Raw genomic sequence first — 22446 nt, 5'->3', positions numbered from 1 at the left:
GGCGTACGCTCCCCCGCCGCCCATCGTCGTCGGCGGGCGGGGTCGCGATCAGGCGGTCTGCTCGCGCTGCTGCGGGCGCTCGCTCTGCTCGCTCGCCAGCCGCTGCGCGCGCTCCAGCGCGGACTTGCGCTGCTCCTCGCTGTCGCGGGCGATCTCGGCGGCCTTGTCCTCGTCGCGCGTGAGGTTCTCGCCCGTGTTGGGGTCGAAGACGTGCATCAGGCTCGGGTCGAACGTCAGCTGCGCCTCGGCGCCCTCGCGCACCCGCGAGCGGGAGTCGAGGTTGACCACGACCTGCGGCCGCATGCCCTCACCGTCGAGCTCGCGGTCCAGCTCGTCGAGCCGTCCCTGCACCCCGGGGTGCGTCTCGTAGGGGATGTAGGCGTACTGCTCGTTGCCGAGCCACTCGGTCTGGTCGACGACCGCCGTGAAGTCGACGCCCTCGGAGCCGCCGAGCGAGGCGTCCTTGAAGTACTCCGGGCGGATGCCGACGATCACCAGGTCCAGGTCGCGCACCCGGTCGGCGAGCGCACCGCTGACGGGTACGTCCGCGAACGGCAGGCGCAGCACCCCGCCCTCGACCTCGGCCGGCAGGAAGTTCATCGGCGGCGACCCGATGAAGCCCGCGACGAACAGGTTGACCGGCTGCTCGTACAGCTCGCGCGGGCTCGCGACCTGCTGCAGCACGCCCTTCTTCAGCACCGCGACCCGGTCACCGAGGGTCATGGCCTCGGTCTGGTCGTGCGTGACGTAGACGGTCGTGACGCCGAGCCGGCGCTGCATGCGGGCGATCTCGGTGCGCATCTGGCCGCGCAGCTTCGCGTCGAGGTTGGACAGCGGCTCGTCGAACAGGAACGCGTCGGCGTCGCGCACGATCGCTCGGCCCATCGCGACGCGCTGGCGCTGACCACCGGAGAGGTTGGCCGGCTTGCGCTCGAGGTGGTCGTCGAGCTCGAGCATCGACGAGGCGGCGTTGACCTTGCTCTTGATCTCCTCCTCGCTGTGCGACCCCTTGGACAGCCGCAGCGGGAAGGCGATGTTCTCGAACACGGTGAGGTGCGGGTAGAGCGCGTAGTTCTGGAACACCATCGCGAGGTTGCGGTCGCGCGGCGCCAGGTCGTTGACCCGCTTGCCGTTGATGAGCAGGTCACCGGAGGAGATGTCCTCCAGCCCCACGATCATCCGCAGCAGGGTCGACTTTCCCGACCCGGACGGGCCGACCAGGATCACGAACTCCCCGTCGGCGATGTCGAGGTTGACGTCGGTGACGGCCTGGTAACCGTCGTCGTACTGCTTGGAGATGTTCTTCAGCTCAATGCTGGACATTGCGTTCTGCTCCTTCTGGCGCGAGGGCTGGACGGCGGGCGGTCAGCCCTTGACCGCGCCCGAGGTGAGGCCGGCGACGATGCGGCGCTGGAACAGCAGCACCAGGATCACGACGGGGATGGTGACGACGACCGCCGCGGCGGCGATCGCACCGGTCGGCTGGGTGAACTGGCTGGCGCCGGTGAAGAACGCCAGCGCGGCGGGCACCGTGCGGGCGCTGTTGGAGGACGTCAGGTTGGAGGCGAACACGAAGTCGTTCCAGGCGGTGAAGAACGCGATGATCGCCGTGGTGAACACGCCCGGCGCGGCCAGCGGGGCGATGACCTTGCGGAACGCCTGCCAGCTGGTCGCCCCGTCGACCTGGGCCGCCTGCTCCATCTCCCACGGGATCTGCTGGAAGAACGCCGTCAGGGTCCAGATCGACAGCGGCAGGGTGAGCGCCAGGTAGGGGATGATCAGACCCGGGATCGTGTCGAACAGACCGATCTGCCGCCACAGGTTGAACAGCGGCGTCACCATCGCGATGACCGGGAAGAACGACACCGCGAGGGCCGTGGTGAGGATCGTCTTCTTGCCGGGGAAGTCCAGGCGCGAGATGGCGTACGCACAGAACGTCGCCAGCACCACGCTGATCAGCGTCGCCACCAGGCAGACGATCAGCGAGTTGCGCAGCGCCGGGTTGAACAGGTCGCTGGCCTCCCCGGTGAAGATCAGCTTGTAGTTCTCCAGCGTCGGGTCCTTGGGCCAGAAGTTGCCGAACCGGTTCTGCTCGGAGTCGGCGAGCGCCTCGGTGCCCTTGAACGACGTGGCCAGGATCCACAGCAGCGGGATCGCGGTCCAGATCATGATGACGATGGACGCGACGAACAACCAGTTGCGGGTCTTGGGGCTGGGTTTGGTCTCCATCGCCTACTTCCTCCACCGGTCAGGTCGACCTTGAAGCCGCGCACGAAGATCGCGGCCACGATCAGCACGATGACGAACAGGATCACCGCGAGCGCCGACCCGATGCCGATCTCGACGCGGTTGATCGTCTCGTTCGCGACGAGCATGGATAACGTCATCGTCTTGTTCGCACCGCCGGTCATCACCTGCGGGTTGTCGTAGATCCGGATGGCGTCGAGCGTGCGGAACAGCACCGCCACCATCAGCGCGGCCTTCATGTTGGGCAGCACCACCTTGCGGAAGCGCTGCCACCAGGTGGCGCCGTCGACCTTGGCCGCCTCCTCCATCGCGCTGTCGACCTGGGCGAGCCCGGCCAGCAGCAGCAGCGACATGAACGGCGTGGTCTTCCAGATCTCCGACAGGCAGATGATCGTCAGCGCCGACCAGCGGCCGCCGAACCAGTCGTAGTCCAGCGGGAACGCACCGAACGTGAACGCGTTGAGCCAGTGGTTGAAGAAGCCGGTGCCGACCTGGGCCGCGAACAGCCAGGAGAACGCCGAGACCACGGTGATGATGGCGTACGGGATCAGCACCACCGTGCGCAGCGTGCGGCGCGGGATCACGACCCGGTGCATCAGCATCGCGATCGCCATGCCGAGCACCAGCTCGATCACCAGGGTGACCACCACGATGATGAACGTGGTGACGAACGCCTCCCAGAACAGCGGGTCGGTGAGCGCGGTCGTGTAGTTCTGCAGGAAGACGAACCGTCGCGCCTCGGGGTCGGTGAGGCGGTAGCTGAACAGCGACAGGTAGATCGCGTAGGCGATCGGGTAGAGCGTGACCAGCAGCATGATGACGAACGCCGGCCCGGCCAGCTTCCAGCCGAGGTTGCGCTCACCCCTGGCGCGGTCGCTGAGGCCCGGCCTGCGCTTGCGCTCGTCGGTCTCCGGCGACTCGACCGCGGTGGAGATGGTGCTCATAGCAGGGCCTCACCCTTCAGCACGTCCTGGATGAAATTCTGCGCGGTCTTCGGCGTCTGCTGGGTCACCGAGCTGGGCGGGCTGAACCGCTGCTGCAGACCGGTGGAGATGTCGCCGTAGTACTGCGACTGCGGGCGCGGCACCGCCTGGTCGAGCGACCGGGAGATCGTCTGGGCGATGCCGTTCGGGAACGCCTTGAGCACGGCCGGGTCCTGGTAGGAGGACTTGCGGCTGGCCGGGTTGCCCGCCTTGGCCATGTAGGTCGCCTGGTTCTTCTCGTTGGTGATGCACGCGGCGGCCTGGTAGGCGAGGTCGGGGTTGCGGCTCTCGGCGCCGACGCCCAGCTGGATCCCGCCGTACGGCGGTGCGGCGTTGCGACCCTCGACCGTCCGGGGGTAGGTGGTCGCCGCGACGTCGGACTTGTCGCCGGTCAGCGCGCCGTACGTGTAGGGCCAGTTGACCAGGTAGTTGGCGCCGCCGGCCTTGAACAGGTCGAGCGACTCGGTCTCCTCGCTGGTGCTCATCGACGGACCGCCGAGACCGCCCTTGGCGATCGTGCTGATGATCCGCGCGGCCTCGCGGCCAGCGGGGCTGTCGATGCCGAGCTGGACGTCCTCGCCCATCGCGCCCGGGTTGTTGACGATCTTGCCGCCGGCGCCGGCGATGAGCGCGTTGATCCACACGACGTAGCCCTCGTACAGCGAGGACTGCACACCGAGGTCGGTGCCGCTGGAGCGCGCCGCCTGGATGAGCTGGTCCCAGGTGACGGGCTGGCTCATGTCGAGGCCGGCCTGCTGCGCCTTGGACTTGCGGTACCAGAGCAGCTGGGTGTTGGCCCAGAACGGGACGGCGACCAGCTTGCCGTCCCACGTCGAGGCCTGGACGGCCGAGCGCACCCGGTCCTGGGTGAACTGCGGTGTCAGCGACTCCGGCACCGGGGCCAGGTAGCCGGCCTGGGCGAACTCCGGCACGAACACCGGGTCGATGCTCATCAGGTCCATCGTGCGGTCGCCCGCGGCGAGCCGGCGCAGCAGCTGGATGCGCTGGTCGCTGGCGCTGTTGGGCAGCAGCTGCACGTTGATCCGGTATCGCCCGCCGGAGGCGTCGGAGCAGACCTTCGCGAGGTAGGCCTGCCCGCCCTTCTCGGCGCTGGGGTCGGCGTTACCGACGTCGGGGTTGATGTACCACGTCAGCGTCTGGGTGCCGCCGCCGGACGAGCTGTCGTCACCGCAGGAGGCCAGACCGAGCGTCCCTGCGAGGGCGACGGCCACGGCCACGGCGGTACGCCTGTGGCGTGCTCCGTGCTGCATCGAGCCTCCTCCTCCATGAAGTTGGTGGCACCAGGTCTACACCCGGCGTTGTGACGACCGCCACCAACTAGGCCACTCCGATTCGCCCGTGTCGGGGTGGTCCCGATCCGCGGATACCCTTTGGGGCATGGCGGAGTTCGCGTACGAAGACATGCTTCCGATCGGCCCCGACGAGACGAGCTACCGCCTCCTCACCCGCGAGGGCGTGCGCACGGTCGAGGGCCCCGGCGGGCGTACTTTCCTCGAGGTCGACCCCGAGGCGCTGCGGCTGCTCACCGACACCGCCATGCACGACATCGCGCACTACCTGCGGCCGGCGCACCTGGCCCAGCTGCGCTCGATCCTCGACGACGACGCCGCGTCCAACAACGACAAGTTCGTCGCGCTCGACCTGCTCAAGAACGCCAACATCGCGGCGGCGGGCGTGCTGCCGATGTGCCAGGACACCGGCACGGCGATCGTCATGGGCAAGAAGGGCTCGCAGGTGCTGGTCGGCGACGCCGGCGGCCCGCCCGACGAGCGGTCCATCGCGCGCGGTGTCTACGACGCCTACACCCGGCTCAACCTGCGCTACTCCCAGATGGCGCCGGTGAGCATGTGGGAGGAGAAGAACACCGGCTCCAACCTGCCGGCCCAGATCGAGCTGTACGCCGACACCGCGCCCGGGCACGAGACGGCGTACAAGTTCCTGTTCATGGCCAAGGGCGGCGGCTCGGCCAACAAGTCCTTCCTCTACCAGGAGACGAAGGCGATCCTGAACCCCGAGCGGATGATGGCCTTCCTCGACGAGAAGCTGCGCTCGCTCGGCACGGCCGCGTGCCCGCCCTACCACCTCGCGATCGTCATCGGCGGCACCAGCGCCGAGCTCGCGCTCAAGACGGCGAAGTACGCCAGTGCCAAGTATCTCGACGAGCTCCCCAAGGAGGGTGACGCCGTCACCGGCCACGGCTTCCGCGACCGCGAGCTCGAGGAGCAGGTGCTGGAGCTGACCCGGCAGTTCGGCATCGGCGCGCAGTTCGGCGGGAAGTACTTCTGCCACGACGTACGCGTGGTGCGGCTGCCGCGGCACGGCGCGTCGCTGCCCGTGGCCGTCGCGGTCAGCTGCTCGGCCGACCGGCAGTGCCTCGGCAAGATCACGCCCGAGGGCGTGTTCATCGAGGAGCTCGAGCGCGACCCGGCGCGGTTCCTGCCCGACACCACCCACGCCCAGCTCGGCGGCGAGCAGTCCGACGGCGCCGACGACGACGTCGTGCGCATCGACCTCAACCGGCCGATGGACGACATCCGCGCCGAGCTGACCAAGCACCCGGTCAAGACCCGGCTGTCGCTCACCGGCCCGCTGGTCGTGGCCCGCGACATCGCGCACGCGAAGATCAAGGAGCGGCTCGACGCGGGCGAGCCGATGCCCGACTACCTGCGCGACCACGCGGTCTACTACGCCGGGCCGGCCAAGACGCCCGACGGCTACGCCTCCGGGTCGTTCGGCCCGACGACCGCGGGACGGATGGACTCCTACGTCGACCAGTTCCAGGCGGCCGGCGGCTCGATGGTGATGCTCGCCAAGGGCAACCGCAGCAAGCAGGTCACCGACGCGTGCGCCGCGCACGGCGGCTTCTACCTCGGCTCGATCGGCGGCCCGGCGGCGCGGCTCGCGCAGGACTGCATCAAGAGCGTCGAGGTGCTGGAGTACCCCGAGCTCGGCATGGAGGCGATCTGGAAGATCGAGGTCGAGGACTTCCCCGCCTTCGTCGTGGTGGACGACAAGGGCAACGACTTCTTCGCCGCGACCGCGAAGCCGACCGCATTCACCATCACGACGAGGCCAGGACTGTGAGCGACGTGACCGACAACTCCCAGATCAACGGCTCGTTCGACGACTTGTTGTCGGCGAATCGTGAGTTCGCACAGTCGTTCTCGCTCAGCGGCTTCGACGGTGTGGCGCGCGCCGGCGTGGCGATCGTGACGTGCATGGACTCGCGCATCGACCCGCTCGGCATGATCGGGCTCGCTCCCGGCGACGCGAAGATCTTCCGCAACCCCGGTGGGCGCGTGGACAACTCGGCGCTCGAGGCGATGGTGCTCGGGGTGCACCTGCTCAACGTGCAGCGGGTGCTCGTCGTGCCGCACACCCGCTGCGCGATGGCCTCGGCGTCGGAGCAGCAGCTGCGCCGCACGATCGGCGAGTCGGCCGGTCAGGACGCCTCGTGGCAGAGCTTCCACGTCATCAGCGACCAGCTCGACGCCCTCGCCCAGGACGTCGCCAAGGTGCGTTCGCACCCGCTGATCCCCGACACGGTGCAGGTCGGCGGGTTCCTCTACGACGTCGACACCGGCCTGCTCACCCAGCACCGGTGAGGCGCTCGTGAAGATCCTCGCGATCAACCTGCACCCGCTCAAGAGCAGCGCGATCCGGCCGGTCGAGGCGGCCCAGGTGCAGCTGCGCGGGCTCGTCGACGACCGCTCGTGGATGGTCGTCGACGGCGACGGCGCTGCCGTCACCGCGCGCGAGGTGCATGCGCTGTTCCGCATCACCTCCGACACCGCGCGCACCGACCCGCAGGTGACCTCGGCGCTGCGGCTGCGCGCACCCGGACTCCCCGCTCGAGGTGGACGAGCCGGTCGACGGCGACCGGGTCGAGGTGCAGCTGTTCTCGCAACGGCTGGGCGCCCTCCCTGCTGCGGCGGAGGCGCACGAGTGGGTCGGGCGCGCGATCGGCCGCGAGGACGTACGGCTGGTGTGGTGCCCCGACCCGAGTGCCCGGCGCCTGGACCCGGCGCATGCCCGCGCTGGCGACCACACCGCGTTCGCCGACGGCTATCCGGTCACCGTCGCCACCACCGGCTCGCTGCGCCAGCTCAACGAGTGGATGGTGTCCGACGCCCTCGAGCGCGGGGACGAGGCTCCAGATCCGTTGCCGATGCAGCGTTTTCGGCCGAACCTGGTGCTCGACTGCGACGAGCCGTTCGCCGAGGACCGCTGGGCCGGCCTGACGATCGGCGGGGTCCGGATGCGCAACGCCAAGCCCAACGAGCGCTGCGTCATGACGACCATCGACCTCACGAGCCTCGACACCGGCAAGGAGCCGATCCGCACGCTGGCGCGCTATCGCCGCTCCGGCAGCAAGACGCTGTTCGCGACCAACCTCATCCCCGACTCCACCGGCGAGATCCGGGTGGGTGACGAGGTGCTGGCCCACTGAGCCGCCTCCCCTCCTCAGGCGGCGGCGAGCCTCAGCAGCTGCGGCAGCAGGCGTACGCCCTCGACGACGTGGGTGTGCGGCTGCGCCTCGAGCGCGGCGCGGTCGGCCTTCCCGGTGAGCACCCCCACGCGCCACCCGCAACCGGCGTGCGTGGCGGCCTGCAGGTCGACGGCGGTGTCGCCCGCGGCCAGCACCTCGCGCGGGTCGAGCACGCCGGTGCGCTCCATGGCCCGGAAGATCATGTACGGCGCGGGCCGGCCCTGCGCGACCTCGTCACCACAGACGAGCGCGTCGATGCTGTCACGCCAGTTCAGCTGTTCCACAAGGGAATTCGCGATGTCGCGCGAGAAGCCGGTCGTGAGCGCAACCCGCACACCGGAGGCCCGCAACGCCGCGAGCGCGTCTTCGACCCCGGGCAGCGGCACGGGCGGCCGGTCGGCATAGCGGCCGGCCAGCCGGCTGCGGAACGTGTCGAACCGCTCGGCCACCTGCTCGTCGGTGAGCTCGACGCCGCCGGCTGCCGCGAGCGCCCGGATCGCGTGCGCCTTCTCGGTGCCCATGTGGCGCTGCAGGTCGTCGGCGCGCACGGATGGCACGACGTCCTCCACCACCTCCCGCAGCACGTCGTAGACCAGGCCGTGGTCGTCGATGGTGGTGCCGGCCATGTCGAGCGCGGCGAGAGCGGGGCGGGTCACGAGGCGGTCCCTTCGACGGTCTGGACGCGCACCAGCGCCGGCGCGGCGTCCATCGTGTTCTCGATGGTGAAGTTGGCCAGGCCCGGGAGGTAGCGGTCGTCGGAGAACTCCAGCGGCGCACCCTCCCGGGACGAGGTGGTGCGGCGCACGCGCAGCAGCGGCGCCCCCGGTTGCACCCCGAGCAGGTCGGCGTCGGTCGCGTCGGCCCCGACCGCGTCGATGACGTGCTGGCCGCGATAGAGGTCGACGCCCTGGTCGATGAGGAACTGGAAGATCGAGCCGGAGTCGGCGTCGAAACCGAACAGCGCCGACCCCGCCTCGAGCGTGAAGCTCGTGCGCTCGACCAGGCACGGCGCGCCGTCGAGCAGGCGCTGGCGCAGCACCTGCACCACCGGCTGCCCCGGACCGAGTCCCAGCGCCGCCGCGGTCTCGTCGTCGGCGGGCCGGCGCGCGACCTCGAGCGTGCGCTGCCCGGGCACCCGACCCATCGACTCGGCCCAGCGGGTGAACGACAGGAACGACGAGAAGCTCTGGGCCGGCGGGGCGTTGCGGATGACCGGTGGCCGGCCGCGGCCGCCGACCACGAGCCCCTCGGCGCGAAGCGCCTGCACGGCAGCGCGCACGGTGCCGCGCGAGGCGCCGAACTCTTGGCCGAGCTCGGCCTCGCTGGGCAGCGAGGAGCCGGCCGGCCAGGCGCCGGAGCGGATGCGCTCGCGCAGGGTGTCGGCCAGCCGGACGTGCAGCGGACTCGTGCTGTGGGGCGGGGTCACGAGTTGACCGTACAAGTGTCGATTCGGCCCGCGCAAGCCGGCCGCCACAGGATCGTGCGGCCTCGTCTATCCCCGAATCTTCCTTGAAGTGAACGGGATCTGTCCGACAGTGAACGCTCGTCAAACTTGTCTGTACAAGTGCCGTTCTGGCTGGCGTACCAGCCCGACGAGCACGCACAGTGGAGCCGTGCTCAGCTCTCCCACCCTGCTCCCCTCCGCCGCCGACGTGGTCGTCGTCGGGGCCGGCATCGTCGGCCTCGCGCACGCCTTCGAGGCCCACCGCCAGGGCCGATCGGTCGTCGTGCTCGACCGTGACGCACGACCCGCCGGCGCCAGCATCCGCAACTTCGGCCACGCCTGCGTGACCGCCCAGCCCGAGTCGCTGCGCGACCTCGCCCGCTCCTCCCGCGAGGGCTGGCTCACCATGTCGCGGCGCACCGGCATCCCGGTCGACGAGGCCGGCGCCGTGGTGCTCGCCGGCGACCGCGCCGACCTCGACGTCCTCGAGGCGTTCGCCGCGGCCAGGCCCGGCGACGCCACCCTGCTCGACCGCTCCGACCTGGACGACGAGCTGGCCGGGCTGGCCGGCGAGCAGCTGCGCGGCGGCCTGCGGCTGCGGCACGACCTGCGCGTCGACCCCCGCACCACCGCGCCCCGGCTGGCCGGCTGGCTCGAGGCTGCCGGCGTGCCGATCTGCTGGCGGCACAACGTGATCGGCGTGCAGACCGACTCGATCGGCACGCGCGTGGACACCAACCGCGGCACGATCCGCGCCGAGCAGGTGGTGCTCTGCTCGGGGCACGACCTGGACCACCTCTTCCCCGCGGTCGCCGACGAGCACCGGGTCGAGCGGTGCAGCCTGCAGATGACCCGGTTGGCCGCACCCGGGCCGCAGGTGCGGCCGGCGCTGCTGACGGCGACCTCGGTGCTGCGCTACGGCGCGTTCGGCGAGGTCGCCGACCTGGTGCCGCTGCGCCGGCACCTGGAGTCCACCGCGCCGAGGCTGCTCGCGGCCCAGGCGAACCTGATGCTCACCCAGCTGCCCGACGGCACCCTGCTCGTCGGCGACTCGCACGACTACGCCGCGACGCCCGAGCCGTTCCTGTCGGCCGCGGTCGAGCACCAGCTGCACACCGCGCTCGCCCGGCTGCTCAAGACGGCCGCGCTGCCCGTGCTCGAGCGCTGGCAGGGCGTGTACGCCAGCAGCCCCGCCACCGACGTGCTCGACGTCGAACCGTGGCCGGGTCTGCGCGTGATCACCGTGACCTCCGGCGTCGGGATGACGCTCTCGTTCGGACTCGCCCGGCGCACCTTCCCCCGCCCCTGACCTCCTCGACCTCGCAACCCCTGCTCCGCCACCCCCTGCCTCCCCTGAAAGGCCCCGCCATGTCCAGAAACCGCCTGCGCGCCTGTGCCGCCGCACTCGCCGTCGCCATGCCCCTGGCCCTCACGTCCTGCTCCTCCAGCGAGGCCGCCGGCGGCAGCGACACCTGCCCCGGCGGCGAGGTGCGCTTCGGCGTCGAGCCCTACGAAGACCCGGCCAAGCTCGAGCCGGCCTACCGCGTCCTCGCGGGCGCCCTGGAGAAGAAGCTCGACTGCCCCGTCTCGCTGCAGATCGTGGAGGACTACAGCGCCGAGGTGCTCGCCATGCGCAACAAGCGCCTCGACCTCGGCCAGTTCGGACCGCTCGGCTTCGTCTTCGCCAGTCAGCGCGCGGGGGCCGAGCCGGTCGCCTCGTTCGGCACCGCCGACGGGAAGCCGTCCACCTACACCGCGGGCATCTGGGTCAAGAAGGACTCCCCGTCCGCACTCTCGCCGACCTGCGCGGCCGGTCGCTCGCCCTGGGCTCCCCGGCTCGACCTCGGGCGACGCCCTCCCGCGCTATGCCCTCACCCGCGCCGGCCTCAAGGAGGGGCAGGTGCGCACGACGTACAGCGGAGGGCACCCCGAGTCGCTGCTCGCCCTGACCGGCGGCACCGTCGACGCCGCCCAGATCAACAGCCAGACGCTGGCCACCGCGACCAAGGCCGGAACCTTCCGGCCCGCGGACTACCGCCGGATCTGGACCTCCGAGCCGATCCCCAACGACCCGATCACGGTGCGCGGCGACGCGCCGCCGGCGTTCAAGAAGGCCGTGCGCGAGGCGCTGCTGCAGCTCTCGCCCAAGGACGTCGAGAAGGTCGCCGGGTTCCTCGACGTGACCCCGCCCGGCCCGATGGTGCCGGTGACCAAGGAGTCCTACCGGCCGATGTTCGACCTGGCCAAGACGATGAAGCTGAGCGAAGAGGATGTCTGAGATGACCACGCGCGACGCCGCGCTGCGCCTGCGCGGCCTGACGAAGGCGTACGCCGGGCGCACCGTGCTCGACGGGCTCGACCTGGACGTCCGGTCCGGTGAGCTGCTGGCGCTGCTCGGCCCCAACGGGTGCGGCAAGTCCACGACGCTGCGCTGCGTCGCCGGGCTGGAGGTCCCCGACGCCGGCTCCGTCGAGGTGGCCGCCGAGCAGCACGTCAGCGGGCGACCGGTGGCCATGGTGTTCCAGCGGGTGCACCTGGTGCCGCGACGGTCGGTGCTGGACAACGTGTGCGCCGGCGGGCTGGGCCGCCTCGGCTGGCGCGGCCTCGCTCCGGCGCTGTTCCCCACCGCCCTGCGCGAGGAGGCGATGGGCTGCCTCGACCGGGTCGGCCTCGCCGACCGGGCGCACGACCGGGCCGGGCGGCTCTCCGGCGGGCAGCAGCAGCGGGTCGCGGTCGCGCGCGCCCTGTGCCAGCGGGCCCCGGTGCTGCTCGCCGACGAACCGGTCTCCGCGCTCGACCCGCGCGCGGCCGAGCAGGTCATGTCGCTGCTGCGCGACCTGGCCCGGAGCGAGGGTCTCGCAGTCGTCGCGGTGCTGCACCAGCCGGCGCTCGCCGCACGCCATGCCGACCGCACGGTCGGGCTGCGCGACGGGCGTCTCCTGCTCGACCAGCCCGCGGGCACCGTGTCCGCGGCCAACCTGGACCTGCTCTACGCCGGCGCGACCCCGCTGGAGGTGGCGGCATGACCACGCTCACCGGCTCCGCCCGGACGCTGCCCGTCCCGGCCGACCCCCGCCGCGGCCGGCGCCGGGCCCTCGTCGCGACCCTGCTGACGGTGCTGGTCGCCGCGCACGTCGCCGCGTTCCTGCTCACCGACGTCAGCCCCTCGCTGCTGGTGACCGGGTGGCAGGGCATGGCCGCCTTCCTCGCCGACACCATCCCGCCCGACCTCGACTGGGCCACCGTGCTGCGGCCGGCGATCGAGGCGTCGCTGATCACCCTGGCCATCGGGCTGCTCGGCACCACCCTGTCGATCCCGTTCTCGCTGGCGCTCGCCGCCGTGGCCGCGCGCGGCACCGCCCACCCCGCGGCCTACCACGCGGCGCGGTGGCTGCTCAGCGTGCTGCGCGCCGTCCCGGACATCGTGTTCGCGCTGATCTTCGTGACCGCGGTGGGGCTCGGCCCGTTCGCCGGCATCCTCGCGATCATCTGCCACAACACCGGCGTGATGGGCAAGCTGTGGGCCGAGTCGATGGAGGACGTCGACCCCGGCCCGGGGCAGGCGCTGGCCACCGCGGGCGCGAGCCCGAGCCAGCGCATCGCCAACGCCACGCTGCCGCAGGTCATGCCGCAGTGGGTCGGCCTCCTGCTCTACCGCTTCGACGTCAACGTGCGCAGCTCGCTGGTGCTGGGCCTGGTCGGCGCGGGCGGCATCGGCCTGCTGATCACCCGCTCGATCAAGACCTTCCAGTTCGACCAGATGCTGACCCAGATCCTGGTGGTGCTGGTGCTGATCGTCGCGGTGGACCAGCTGTCCGCGGGCGTACGCCGTCGGCTGGCTGCCTGAAGGCGGACCCGGCCACGCGCGTACCTCAAAATTGATCGAGACGACCAGGCGTGCCTGGTCGTCTCGATCAATTTCTGAGGTTGTCAGGCGACGCTGACGTTGACCTCGATGTTGCCGCGGGTGGCCTTGGAGTAGGGGCACAGCTGGTGGGCTGCCTCGACCAGCTCCTGCGCCTTGGCGGCGTCGACACCGGGGATGTCGGCGGAGATGTCGACCGCGAGGCCGAAGCCGGAGTCGGTCTTGCCGAAGTGCACGTTGGCCGTGACGGTCGACTCCGACACGTCCAGCCCCTCCTTGCCCGCGACCGCGGCGAGCGCACCCGAGAAGCAGGAGGCGTAGCCGGCCGCGAACAGCGTCTCGGGGTTGGCCTTGGGGTTGCTGGTGCTGCCCGGCTTGCCCAGCGGCAGGTCGATCACGCCGTCGGCGCTCTTGACCGTGCCCTCGCGGCCGCCCTTGGCGGTGGCGGCGGTGGCGTAGAGCTCGTCAGTGATGGCTTCTGCCATGACAACAACGTCCTTTCGGGTGCAGGGGATGGTGCCTGGTCCAACGTACGACCGTGGCCGGGTGCTTCCCGCGCGGCGTCACCTGCTGAGACGCGCAGCGAGGCGGTCCATCGCCTCGGAGACCTCGGCGGTCGAACCGGCGAAGCTGAGCCGCACGAAGCGGCGACCGTCGACCGGGTCGAAGTCGACACCCGGGGTGATCGCCACCCCCGTCTCGGCCAGCAGCCGGGCGCACCAGGCGGTCGAGTCGTCGGTGAGGTGGCCGACGTCGCACCAGGCGTAGAACGCGCCGTCGGGCGGGGCATAGCTGGTGATGCCGAGCTCGGGCAGCCGGTCGACCAGCAGCTGCCGGTTGACGGCGTACCGCTCGACGTGGCCGGTGAGCTCGGCCTGGGCCTCGGGGCTGAACGCGGCCAGCGCGGCGTGCTGGGCCAGCGCCGGCGGGCAGATCGACAGGTTGCCCGACAGCAGCTCGACCGGGCGCACCAGCGGCTCGGGCAGCAACATCCAGCCCAGCCGCCACCCGGTCATCGAGAAGAACTTGCTCACCGACCCGACGACCACCGCGTCGCGCGAGGTCTCCCACGCGCTCGCGCAGCGCCGGCCGAACGAGACGCCGTGATAGATCTCGTCGCTCACCAGCAGCGTGCCGTGCTCGGAGCACCAGCGGGCGATGGCCGCGAGCTCGTGCTCGTCGATGACCGTGCCGGTGGGGTTCGCCGGGCTGGCGAGGATCAGACCGGCGGGCGGCTCGGGCAGCTGCTCGAGCATCTCGACCGTCGGCTGGAACCTCGTCTCGGGCCCGCAGGCCAGCTCGTGCACGCGAACACCCAACGACTGCAACGTGTTTCGGTATGCCGGGTAGCCGGGTCGCGTCATCGCCACCACGTCGCCGGGGTCGAACGCGGCGAGGAAGAGGGCGGTGAAACCACCGGAGCTGCCGGTCGTCACGACCACCTGGTCGGGGTCGACGTCGATGGCGTACGTCCGTGCGTGGTGCGCGGCGATCGCCTCGCGCAGCGGCCGGATGCCGGTGGCCTCGGTGTAGCCCAGGACGTGCTCGTCGAGCGCGCGGGCCGCCGCCTCGCGCACGACCGCCGGGGCCGGGGTGGACGGCTGACCGGCGCACATCAGGATCACGTCACCGTGCGTGCGGGCGCGCTCGGCACCGGCCTTGAGCACCTCCATGACGTGGAACGGCTCGACCTCGCCACGTCGCGACAACCGCGTCACGACCGCGCCCCGGAGGCGGCGGGGGAGGTCGCAGCGGGCGCGTCGAGCACGCGGCGCACCAGGTCCTCCCAAGCGGCGAGGGTGCGCTCGCGCGAGCGCCCGGCCGGTCCGACCTGGCGGTGCACCCAGCCCGGCTCGACCAGGCTGACCAGCTGCTCGGCGAGCAGCTCCAGGTCACCCTGGACGCCCGCCTCGCGCAGGAGGTGACGGACGTGGGTGCACGCGAGGTCGTACGCACCGCGGGCGCCGTGCGGGGCGTCGCCCCGGGCGAGCAGCACCGAGCGGTGGCGCAGCACCAGCTCGAGCCGGGCGGCGCCGAACGCCAGCAGCCGCTCGCGCGGGGGCGCGCCCGGGCCGAGCGGGGGCGGGCCGGTGAGCATCGCCCGCTGGAACTGCAGCTCGGTGTGGTCCAGCAGCGCGCCCATCAGGCCGGCCCGGCTGCCGTAGCGGCGGAACACCGTGCCCTTGCCGACCCCGGCCGCCTCGGCGACGGCGTCCATGGTCACCGACTCGACCCCGTCGCGGTCGACCAGGCGGGTCGCGGCGTCGAGGATCTTGGCGGCGTTGCGCGCGGCGTCCTGGCGGACCTCGCGCCCGCCCGCGGCGGCGACCAGCGGGGAGTCGACGAGCGGCAGGGCGGACCCGCAGAGGGTCTCGGCACCGCCTCGTTGCATGCCCGCATCGTCCCACGCGGTGGACGCCCGACGTGCACGGCGACCACGAAGCGGACTACAGTCCGTTTTGTTCCGCCCGCACCCCTCCCCAGGAGATCCCGTGACCACCGTCCTGGTCCTCGTCGGCAGCCTGCGCGCCGACTCCGTCAACCGAGCCATCGCCCACTCCGCCCAGGAGGCCGCGCCCGAGGGCGTGCAGGTCCGCATCGCCCGCGGCCTGGAGCGGCTGCCGTTCTACAGCGACGACGTCGACGGTCCCGAGGTGCCCGAGACCGTCACCGAGCTGCGCCGTCAGGTCGCCGACTCCGACGCGCTCCTGGTGATCACCCCGGAGTACAACGGCGGCCTCCCCGCCGTGATCAAGAACGCGATCGACTGGGCCTCCCGGCCCTACGGCGAGGCCCCCATCAAGGGCAAGCCGGTCGGCGCCATCGGCGCCGCCCTGTCGCAGTACGGCGGCCAGTGGGCCCAGCAGGAGGCGCTGAAGGCCGCCGGCATCGCGGGCGGCGCACCGCACGACGAGCCGACCGCCTCGCTGCCGATCTCGCGCCTCGGCGAGAACCCCGCCGAGCACGACGAGGTCGTCACCGCCCTGCGTGACGTGCTCACCCGCCTGGCCGACGACGTACGCGAGGCGCAGGCGGCCTGACCCGCTCGCCAGAGCCCACGAGCACACGACGACCTCCGCGATCCACGGGTTGGTCGGAGAGATGCCGCCGGGGGCGGAAGCCGGCCCGTGGATGGCCCGGTCTGCCGGGTCGCGGTGATGACGTTCCTGACAGCCCCCGACGTTGTTGACACGGACTGACGTTGTTGACAGATCTGCGTGCTGTAGCAGCACTGTGTGTCAACAGCGCAGGGTCGTGTCGACTTCGCGCGGTCGGGTCAGGAACGACCCCGCCCAGGCTGGTCACGAACTAAAAGACTGGCCACTTGCAACCGACCAGTTTGTTAGGTCGTGACCACTCTGGCGATGTACGCCCTCGGCGACTCGCGATTCCGACGTCACCACAGGCGTACTCACGCCTCCTGGCGCCGTTCGGTCACCACGCGACAAGGTGACCCGGTCTCGATACGGCCTCCGCTTCGCTCCGGCCTACTCGACCACCGTAGGACTGGCCTACTCGACCACCGTGGGACTGGCCTACTCGACCACCGTGGGACTGGCCTACTCGACCACCGTGGGTCTGGCCTACTCGACCGCCTTTGGTCGGGGGCGTTCGGGGGTAGGTCCGCGCAGGTGCCTGGGCCGCCGTCGCCGGTCTCACACCGCGGGGGCCAGGGCGAGCTCGGAGCGGACGACCTCGACCAGCCGCTCGCACACGGCCTCCGCGCGCTCGGCGGTGTCGGCCTCGACCATGACCCGCACGACCGGCTCGGTGCCGGACTTGCGCAGCAGCACCCGCCCGTCGTCGCCGAGGTCGCGCTCGGCGTCGGCGACCGCGGCCTGCACGGTGGCGTTGCCGCCGAGGGCGTTCTTGTCGACGTCGCGCACGTTGATCATCACCTGCGGCATGCGGGTCATGACCGCCGCGAGGTCGGCGAGCGAGCGCCCGGTGGCGGCGACCCGCGAGGCCAGCATGAGGCCGGTCAGCACCCCGTCGCCGGTGGTGCCGTGCTCGAGCAGGATGACGTGGCCGGACTGCTCGCCCCCGAGGGAGAAGCGACCCTCGCGCATCCGCTCCAGGACGTAGCGGTCGCCCACCGCCGTCTGCTCGACCTGGATGCCGTGCTCCTTCATCGCGTTGAGCAGCCCGAGGTTGCTCATCACGGTCGCGACGAGGGTGTCCTGCGCGAGCTGGCCGCGCTCCAGCAGGTCGAGCGCGAGGACGGCCATGATCTGGTCGCCGTCGATCTCGGTGCCCTCGGCGTCGACCGCGAGGCAGCGGTCGGCGTCGCCGTCGTGGGCGATGCCGAGGTCGGCGTCCTGGGCGAGCACGGCCACCTGCAGCCGCTCCAGGTGGGTGCTGCCGTAGCCGTCGTTGATGTTCAGCCCGTCGGGCCGCGCGCCGATGGTCACGACCTCGGCCCCGGCCAGCCGGAAGATCTCCGGCGAGACCTCGCTGGCCGCGCCGTGCGCCGCGTCGACGACGACCTTGAGGCCGTCGAGCCGGCGCGGCAGCGCCTTGAGCAGGTGCGACATGTAGCGGGTCGCGCCGTCGTCCATCGTGTGCACCCGGCCCACGTCGGGACCGGTGGGGCGGGTCCACGGCTCGTCCATGGCGGCCTGGATGCGGTCCTCGACGTCGTCGGGCAGCTTGTGCCCGCCGCGGGCGAAGAACTTGATGCCGTTGTCGGGCATCGCGTTGTGCGACGCGGACAGCATCACGCCGAAGTCGGCGCCGGTGTCGGCGGTCAGGTACGCCACGGCCGGCGTGGGCAGCACGCCCACGTCGTACACGTCGATGCCGGCGGACGCCAGGCCGGCGACGACCGCGGCCGACAGGAACTCCCCCGACGCGCGCGGGTCGCGCCCGACCACGGCCTTGGCGCGGCGGTCGGGCCCGTCGCCGAGCACCCGGGCGGCTGCCGTCGCGAGCGACAGCGCCAGCTCCGCGGTGATGTCGACGCCCGCGAGGCCCCGCACCCCATCGGTTCCGAAAAGTCGGCTCATCCTTCAGGACACCTCTCGCTCAGTCCCCCGCCCGACCCCCGGTCGGCGGTGCATCGGAAAATACTCCCCCGGACATGCCGAGAGCGGCACCCGGACACACCGGGTGCCGCTCCAGGCGGCTCGCGCGATCAGCGCTTGCTGTACTGCGGCGCCTTGCGGGCCTTCTTGAGACCGGCCTTCTTGCGCTCCGGGACGCGGGCGTCACGGGTCAGGAAGCCGGCCTTCTTCAGGGCCGGGCGGTTGAGCTCGGCGTCGACCTCGTTGAGCGAGCGCGCGACACCCAGGCGGACGGCACCGGCCTGGCCCGAGGGGCCACCGCCGTGCACCCGCACGAGCACGTCGTACGCACCGTCGAGCTCGAGCACCTTCAGGGGCTCGTTGACCTCCTGCTGGTGCACCTTGTTCGGGAAGTACTCCTCCAGGGTGCGGCCGTTGATCTTCCACACGCCGGTGCCCGGGACGATGCGCACGCGGGCGATGGCCTGCTTGCGGCGGCCGGTGCCCGAACCGGGCGCGGACGCGCTCGGACGGCGCACCTCCTCGCCCTCGGCCGGGGCCTCGGTGCTCTCGCTGGTGTAGTTCTGAAGCTGCGGCTCGTCGGCCTCGAGGGCGTCGAGCTGGGTCTGGTCAGCCACGGTTCTCCTTGGTTGTCTAAAGGCTCAGGGGGCCGGGCTTACTGCGCGACCTGGGTGATCTCGAACGGGACCGGCTTCTGCGCACCGTGCGGGTGCTCGGCGCCGGCGTAGACCTTGAGCTTGCTCAGCTGCTGACGCCCGAGGGAGTTCTTCGGCAGCATGCCGCGCACGGCCTTCTCGACAGCCTTGGCGGGGTCCTTGGCCATCAGGTCGGTGTAGGAGACAGCCTTGAGCCCGCCCGGGAAGCCCGAGTGGCGGTAGGCCTTCTTCTGCTCCAGCTTGGCGCCGGTCAGCGCCACCTTGTCCGCGTTGACGATGATGACGAAGTCACCCGTGTCGACGTGCGGGGCAAAGGTCGGCTTGTGCTTGCCGCGCAGCAGGATCGCCGTCTGGCTGGCCAGCCGGCCGAGCACCACGTCAGTGGCGTCGATGACGTGCCAGACGCGGTCCTTGTTGACCTCGGCCGGCTTGGGGGTAAACGTACGCACGGTTCGTCACCTTCGGTCGTTGTTGCTTCGGGGTCTGCTCGTGCTGCGGGTTGCGCACCCGGTTCAGCACCGACCCACCATGTTACGGGGGTGCAGACACCCCTCCCAAATCGTGCCAACCGCCCGGATCACGTTGTCGCACAAGGCTTTTCGGTCGTACGTCGGGGGCCGGCAGACCTTGCTCGCCGGCTTTTGCACACGTATTGTGCAAAACATGACCCCCGCGGACACCCCCGAGGCGACGCCGGCGTGGCGGCTGCTGGCCCACCCGCTGCGCTCGCGCATCGTCGCCCACCTGCGGCTGCACGGGGGCGCCACCGCCACCGAGCTCGCCCAGGCGCTCGGCACGCACACGGGGGCGACGAGCTATCACGTGCGGGTGCTGGCCGGGGCCGGGCTGGTGGAGGACACCGGGCTCGGCAACGCCAAGACCCGGGTGTGGGCGCTGGCCGAGGCCGACGACGACGGTGACGACCTCGCCACCGCGAACCTCGGCGACGACGACGGCATGGGCGCCTGGCTGGCCCACGACTACGTCGACCACTTCGCCGAGAAGGCGCACGCCTGGATCGACGACCGTGAGGCGTGGGAGCCGGTGTGGCAGGACGAGGCGGGGCTGCAGGACGCCCTCGTGCTGGTCAGCGAGGAGCAGCTGGCCGCCCTGCGCGCGGAGCTGAGCGAGGTGGTCGCCCGATACCGGCGCATCGGAGCGGGGACGCCCGGCGCCCGGCGGGTGACGGCGTACACCGCTCTGCTGCCGGTCGACCCGCGCTGAGCCTGCGAGCGCCGGCAGCGCCGGGTGAGCAGTCCCGCGTGGAGCGGATCGGCCGGCGAGTGCGTCTGTAGGTTCGTCCCGCCCCGACCCCTCCGAGGAGGCTCCCCCGTGACCGTGCCCCACCCCGCGCCGGCGACGCCCGGCCGCAGCTATGCCCTCTACACCGACCCCGCGCGCGAGCGGAAGGTCGCGGTGCGGATGAGCGTCGTGACGGTCGCGATGCTGCTGCTGCTCGCACTCGCGGTCATCGACATCGCGGGCGGCGGCTTCCGGATCCGCAACGTCACCTTCGTCCTGATCGGGCTCGGCGGCGGCCTGGCCGCCGGGCTGATGGCGGTGAACGGGTTCGCGCTGGCGCGCAGGACCGGCGAGGACCTGCTGACCATCGCGGTCGAGGAGCCCGGGCTGGTCGGGCCGGAGCAGATGCGCATCCCGTGGCAGGCGGTGTCGGGGGTCGAGCACCTGACGCACGGCAAGGCGCAGCGCAGCACGGCCGGGCACGCGCCGCACTCGGTGCGCATCCACGTGCGCGACCACGACGGCTTCGCCTCGACGCTGACCGACGACCAGCGGCTCTCCCTGAAGCCGACGACGAACGGCCAGGGCCGCGTCGACGTCGGGCTCGGCATGGTGACCGAGCAGCAGTTCGGCGAGCTGGTCGACGCACTGGGCGCCGCCACCGCGCAGCGCGGAATTCCGTTCCGCGAGGGCGACCCGGACGCCGACTGACCCGGCGGCCGCGGGCAGTTCGGGTCGATACCGACCCGGTCTGTCACGCCAGATGCAGCTCCGTCACCGGTCCCGACGCACCCGGGTCTCGTCCCAGACCGGGTCGGGCGACTCACGCACCTTGCCGTCGGCGCCGAAGACCAGGAACCGGTCGAACCCGCGCGCGAACCACCGGTCGTGGGTGACCGCGACGACCGTGCCGTCGAACGCCGCGAGCCCGTCCTCCAGCGCCTCGGCCGAGTGCAGGTCGAGGTTGTCGGTGGGCTCGTCGAGCAGCAGCAGCGTGGCGCCGGACAGCTCCAGCATCAGGATCTGGAAGCGGGCCTGCTGCCCGCCCGACAGCGACCCGAAGCGCTGCTCGGCCGCCCGCGCCAGCTCGTAGCGGTCGAGCGCGCGCGAGGCCAGGTCGCGCGGCATCCCGGCGCGGTGGTCGTCGCCGCGGTGCAGGATCTCCAGCAGGGTCCGGCGGGACCAGACGGGGTGCTCGTGGGTCTGGTTGAACCAGCCCGGTCGCACCCGTGACCCGAGGCGGGCGGCGCCGGCGTGCGCCACCGGCTCCGGGCGTACGTCCCCGACCGGCTGGTGCTCCACGTCCGGGTCGCTGCCGCCCGCTGCCAGCAGCCGCAGGAAGTGGCTCTTGCCCGAGCCGTTCGAGCCGAGCACGGCGACCCGCTCGCCGTACCAGACCTCCAGGTCGAACGGCTTCATCAGACCGGTGAGCTCCAGGCGCTCGGCGACGACCGCCCGCTTGGCCGTCCGCCCGCCGCGCAGCCGCATCTTCACGTTCTGCTCGTACGGCGTCGCCTCGGGTGGGCCCGCGTCCTCGAAGCGGCGCAGCCTGGTCTGCGCGGCCTGGTACCGCGCGGCCATGTCGGAGTTGTAGGCCGCCTTCTGCTTGTACATCTGCACCAGCGCCTTCAGCTTGGCGTGCTCCTCGTCCCAGCGCCGGCGCAGCTCCTCCAGCCGCGCCATCCGGTCGGCCCGCGCCTGGTGGTAGGTCGCGAACCGACCTGGGTGCACCCACGCGATGCTTCCTGCCGCCGTCGGCTCGAGCGTCGCGATGCTCGTCGCGACCTGGTCGAGCAGCTCGCGGTCGTGGCTGATCAGCAGCACGGTCTTGTCGGACGCCTGCAGCTGTTGCTCGAGCCAGCGCTTGGTCGGCACGTCGAGGTAGTTGTCCGGCTCGTCGAGCAGCAGCACCTCGTCGGGTCCGCGCAGCAGCGCCTCGAGCACCAGCCGCTTCTGCTCGCCGCCGGAAAGCGTTGTCAGATCACGCCATTGGGCCTTCTCGAAGGGCACCCCGAGCGCCGCGACGGTGCAGACGTCCCACAGCGTCTCGTGGTCGTAGCCGCCGACGTCGGCCCAGTCGGCCAGGGCCTGCGCGTACGCCATCTGGGCCGGCTCGTCGTCGCGCTCCATGATCTCGAGCTCGGCGGCGTCGACCGCCCGGGCCGCGGTGCGCACGTCGGGCGGGGCGACGCTCACCAGCAGGTCGCGCACGGTCTGCGGGTGCCCTCGCCGGTGCGCCCGACGAACTGCGACATCACGCCGAGCCCTCCGGTGCGGGTGATCGCCCCGTCCTGCGCCGCCAGCTCGCCGCTGATGATCCGCATGAGGGTGGTCTTGCCGGTGCCGTTGGGTCCGACCAGCGCCACCTTCGCGCCGTCGCCGACGCGCAGGCTCACCCCGCCGAGCAGCGGCCGGCCGTCGGGGAGGGAGAAGACGATGTCGTTGACGTCGATGTGGCCCACGGGGTCAGCAGTC

Annotated in this window: 21 protein-coding genes and 4 pseudogenes; 12 read left to right on the top strand and 13 right to left on the bottom strand. The window is 71.6% G+C overall.

The genetic code is table 11. The features are described 5' to 3' along the window. Positions 1 to 48: 48 nt before the first annotated feature. Genes QUE40_RS03370 through QUE40_RS03355 form a run of 4 tightly spaced genes read right to left on the bottom strand, consistent with a single transcriptional unit; the run spans position 49 to position 4462 of the window. Entirely contained in the window at positions 49 to 1323 is a 1275-nt protein-coding gene (locus tag QUE40_RS03370) for an ABC transporter ATP-binding protein (protein ID WP_142004412.1), read from the bottom strand. Positions 1324 to 1365: 42 nt separating this feature from the next. Next, positions 1366 to 2229, bottom strand: coding sequence for a carbohydrate ABC transporter permease (locus tag QUE40_RS03365; protein ID WP_142004411.1), 864 nt, complete (start codon positions 2227 to 2229; stop codon positions 1366 to 1368). Next, a complete protein-coding gene (locus tag QUE40_RS03360; RefSeq protein WP_289232317.1) occupies positions 2166 to 3191 on the bottom strand; it encodes a carbohydrate ABC transporter permease in 1026 nt (341 codons plus the stop codon). The genes QUE40_RS03365 and QUE40_RS03360 overlap by 64 nt, the downstream gene beginning before the upstream one ends. Continuing rightward, complete coding sequence (locus QUE40_RS03355) at positions 3188 to 4462, bottom strand: extracellular solute-binding protein (RefSeq protein ID WP_289232316.1); 1275 nt, start codon at positions 4460 to 4462, stop codon at positions 3188 to 3190. Before QUE40_RS03355 ends, QUE40_RS03360 begins: the two co-directional genes overlap by 4 nt. A gap of 166 nt (positions 4463 to 4628) precedes the next feature. On the opposite strand from QUE40_RS03355, the gene QUE40_RS03350 reads away from it, so the two are divergent. From QUE40_RS03350 to QUE40_RS03335, 4 genes and pseudogenes are all read left to right on the top strand, one after another. Then, positions 4629 to 6335: a fumarate hydratase gene (locus tag QUE40_RS03350; RefSeq protein ID WP_289232315.1), complete on the top strand. Its 1707-nt coding sequence runs from the start codon at positions 4629 to 4631 to the stop codon at positions 6333 to 6335. A 5-nt stretch (positions 6336 to 6340) separates the two neighbouring features. Next, complete coding sequence (locus tag QUE40_RS03345; RefSeq protein ID WP_142004407.1) at positions 6341 to 6856, top strand: beta-class carbonic anhydrase; 516 nt, start codon at positions 6341 to 6343, stop codon at positions 6854 to 6856. 7 nt (positions 6857 to 6863) lie between these two features. Then, positions 6864 to 7043: pseudogene (locus tag QUE40_RS18840) on the top strand (MOSC N-terminal beta barrel domain-containing protein); the annotation flags it as partial. Between the two features lie 64 nt (positions 7044 to 7107). Next, positions 7108 to 7701 carry an MOSC domain-containing protein gene (locus QUE40_RS03335; RefSeq protein WP_289232313.1) on the top strand — a complete coding sequence of 198 codons (594 nt, stop codon included), beginning with the start codon at positions 7108 to 7110 and terminating at the stop codon, positions 7699 to 7701. A 14-nt stretch (positions 7702 to 7715) separates the two neighbouring features. Here QUE40_RS03335 and QUE40_RS03330 read toward each other — a convergent pair whose 3' ends face one another. Together QUE40_RS03330 and QUE40_RS03325 are read right to left on the bottom strand one after the other, a co-directional pair. Then, positions 7716 to 8396, bottom strand: a complete 681-nt coding sequence (locus tag QUE40_RS03330; protein ID WP_289232312.1) for a phosphonatase-like hydrolase — start codon at positions 8394 to 8396, stop codon at positions 7716 to 7718. Next, positions 8393 to 9166 carry a GntR family transcriptional regulator gene (locus QUE40_RS03325; protein ID WP_142004405.1) on the bottom strand — a complete coding sequence of 258 codons (774 nt, stop codon included), beginning with the start codon at positions 9164 to 9166 and terminating at the stop codon, positions 8393 to 8395. The genes QUE40_RS03330 and QUE40_RS03325 overlap by 4 nt, the downstream gene beginning before the upstream one ends. A 187-nt stretch (positions 9167 to 9353) precedes the next feature. Between QUE40_RS03325 and QUE40_RS03320 the strand changes: the two genes are divergently transcribed. The 5 genes and pseudogenes from QUE40_RS03320 to phnE all read left to right on the top strand — a co-directional run bounded on the left by QUE40_RS03320 (position 9354) and on the right by phnE (position 13031). Beyond that, on the top strand, positions 9354 to 10493 hold the full coding sequence (locus QUE40_RS03320) for a TIGR03364 family FAD-dependent oxidoreductase (RefSeq protein ID WP_289232311.1): 1140 nt from the start codon (positions 9354 to 9356) through the stop codon (positions 10491 to 10493). 59 nt (positions 10494 to 10552) lie between these two features. Next, positions 10553 to 10909: pseudogene (locus QUE40_RS03315) on the top strand (PhnD/SsuA/transferrin family substrate-binding protein); the annotation flags it as partial. 166 nt (positions 10910 to 11075) lie between these two features. Further along, positions 11076 to 11462, top strand: a pseudogene (locus QUE40_RS03310) (PhnD/SsuA/transferrin family substrate-binding protein); the annotation flags it as partial. A gap of 1 nt (position 11463) precedes the next feature. After that, a complete protein-coding gene (locus QUE40_RS03305; RefSeq protein WP_289232310.1) occupies positions 11464 to 12210 on the top strand; it encodes a phosphonate ABC transporter ATP-binding protein in 747 nt (248 codons plus the stop codon). Beyond that, positions 12207 to 13031 carry a phosphonate ABC transporter, permease protein PhnE gene (gene phnE / locus QUE40_RS03300; RefSeq protein WP_289232309.1) on the top strand — a complete coding sequence of 275 codons (825 nt, stop codon included), beginning with the start codon at positions 12207 to 12209 and terminating at the stop codon, positions 13029 to 13031. The genes QUE40_RS03305 and phnE overlap by 4 nt, the downstream gene beginning before the upstream one ends. Positions 13032 to 13114: 83 nt before the next feature. Here phnE and QUE40_RS03295 read toward each other — a convergent pair whose 3' ends face one another. The 3 genes from QUE40_RS03295 to QUE40_RS03285 all read right to left on the bottom strand — a co-directional run bounded on the left by QUE40_RS03295 (position 13115) and on the right by QUE40_RS03285 (position 15441). Then, complete coding sequence (locus QUE40_RS03295; protein ID WP_142004401.1) at positions 13115 to 13534, bottom strand: organic hydroperoxide resistance protein; 420 nt, start codon at positions 13532 to 13534, stop codon at positions 13115 to 13117. Positions 13535 to 13612: 78 nt separating this feature from the next. Continuing rightward, the gene (locus tag QUE40_RS03290; protein ID WP_142007361.1) at positions 13613 to 14722 is read right to left on the bottom strand and encodes a pyridoxal phosphate-dependent aminotransferase; all 1110 of its coding nucleotides are present in this window, start codon (positions 14720 to 14722) and stop codon (positions 13613 to 13615) included. 41 nt (positions 14723 to 14763) lie between these two features. After that, positions 14764 to 15441 carry a TetR/AcrR family transcriptional regulator gene (locus tag QUE40_RS03285; RefSeq protein ID WP_289232308.1) on the bottom strand — a complete coding sequence of 226 codons (678 nt, stop codon included), beginning with the start codon at positions 15439 to 15441 and terminating at the stop codon, positions 14764 to 14766. 100 nt (positions 15442 to 15541) lie between these two features. On the opposite strand from QUE40_RS03285, the gene QUE40_RS03280 reads away from it, so the two are divergent. Then, a complete protein-coding gene (locus tag QUE40_RS03280) occupies positions 15542 to 16090 on the top strand; it encodes an NAD(P)H-dependent oxidoreductase (RefSeq protein WP_142004399.1) in 549 nt (182 codons plus the stop codon). 615 nt (positions 16091 to 16705) lie between these two features. Here QUE40_RS03280 and glmM read toward each other — a convergent pair. The 3 genes from glmM to rplM form a co-directional block, all read right to left on the bottom strand. Next, positions 16706 to 18055 carry a phosphoglucosamine mutase gene (gene glmM, locus QUE40_RS03275; protein WP_289232307.1) on the bottom strand — a complete coding sequence of 450 codons (1350 nt, stop codon included), beginning with the start codon at positions 18053 to 18055 and terminating at the stop codon, positions 16706 to 16708. Positions 18056 to 18183: 128 nt separating this feature from the next. Further along, positions 18184 to 18690: a 30S ribosomal protein S9 gene (rpsI, locus tag QUE40_RS03270; protein ID WP_142004397.1), complete on the bottom strand. Its 507-nt coding sequence runs from the start codon at positions 18688 to 18690 to the stop codon at positions 18184 to 18186. 38 nt (positions 18691 to 18728) lie between these two features. Then, positions 18729 to 19178, bottom strand: coding sequence for a 50S ribosomal protein L13 (rplM, locus tag QUE40_RS03265; RefSeq protein WP_142004396.1), 450 nt, complete (start codon positions 19176 to 19178; stop codon positions 18729 to 18731). A 214-nt stretch (positions 19179 to 19392) separates the two neighbouring features. On the opposite strand from rplM, the gene QUE40_RS03260 reads away from it, so the two are divergent. Beyond that, positions 19393 to 19953, top strand: a complete 561-nt coding sequence (locus QUE40_RS03260) for an ArsR/SmtB family transcription factor (protein ID WP_289232306.1) — start codon at positions 19393 to 19395, stop codon at positions 19951 to 19953. Between the two features lie 108 nt (positions 19954 to 20061). Then, positions 20062 to 20682 carry a hypothetical protein gene (locus tag QUE40_RS03255; protein ID WP_289232305.1) on the top strand — a complete coding sequence of 207 codons (621 nt, stop codon included), beginning with the start codon at positions 20062 to 20064 and terminating at the stop codon, positions 20680 to 20682. Between the two features lie 63 nt (positions 20683 to 20745). On the opposite strand, the pseudogene QUE40_RS03250 reads toward QUE40_RS03255, so the two are convergent. Beyond that, positions 20746 to 22433, bottom strand: a pseudogene (locus tag QUE40_RS03250) (ABC-F family ATP-binding cassette domain-containing protein). Positions 22434 to 22446: the final 13 nt, after the last annotated feature.

It is taken from the genome of Barrientosiimonas endolithica, assembly GCF_030296655.1.
Lineage (GTDB): Bacteria > Actinomycetota > Actinomycetes > Actinomycetales > Dermatophilaceae > Barrientosiimonas > Barrientosiimonas humi.
Note: the sequence above shows the minus strand (reverse complement) of the source record. Positions and strands in the feature narration are given on the sequence as shown.

Excerpts from the sequence above, each read along its gene's own strand:
- QUE40_RS03370 (WP_142004412.1), bottom strand. The coding sequence starts at position 1,323 with ATGTCCAGCATTGAGCTGAAGAACATCTCCAAGCAGTACGACGACGGT.
- QUE40_RS03365 (WP_142004411.1), bottom strand. The coding sequence starts at position 2,229 with ATGGAGACCAAACCCAGCCCCAAGACCCGCAACTGGTTGTTCGTCGCG.
- QUE40_RS03360 (WP_289232317.1), bottom strand. The coding sequence starts at position 3,191 with ATGAGCACCATCTCCACCGCGGTCGAGTCGCCGGAGACCGACGAGCGC.
- QUE40_RS03350 (WP_289232315.1), top strand. The coding sequence starts at position 4,629 with ATGGCGGAGTTCGCGTACGAAGACATGCTTCCGATCGGCCCCGACGAG.
- QUE40_RS03305 (WP_289232310.1), top strand. The coding sequence starts at position 11,464 with ATGACCACGCGCGACGCCGCGCTGCGCCTGCGCGGCCTGACGAAGGCG.
- phnE (WP_289232309.1), top strand. The coding sequence starts at position 12,207 with ATGACCACGCTCACCGGCTCCGCCCGGACGCTGCCCGTCCCGGCCGAC.
- QUE40_RS03295 (WP_142004401.1), bottom strand. The coding sequence starts at position 13,534 with ATGGCAGAAGCCATCACTGACGAGCTCTACGCCACCGCCGCCACCGCC.
- QUE40_RS03290 (WP_142007361.1), bottom strand. The coding sequence starts at position 14,722 with ATGGAGGTGCTCAAGGCCGGTGCCGAGCGCGCCCGCACGCACGGTGAC.
- QUE40_RS03285 (WP_289232308.1), bottom strand. The coding sequence starts at position 15,441 with ATGCAACGAGGCGGTGCCGAGACCCTCTGCGGGTCCGCCCTGCCGCTC.
- glmM (WP_289232307.1), bottom strand. The coding sequence starts at position 18,055 with ATGAGCCGACTTTTCGGAACCGATGGGGTGCGGGGCCTCGCGGGCGTC.
- QUE40_RS03260 (WP_289232306.1), top strand. The coding sequence starts at position 19,393 with ATGACCCCCGCGGACACCCCCGAGGCGACGCCGGCGTGGCGGCTGCTG.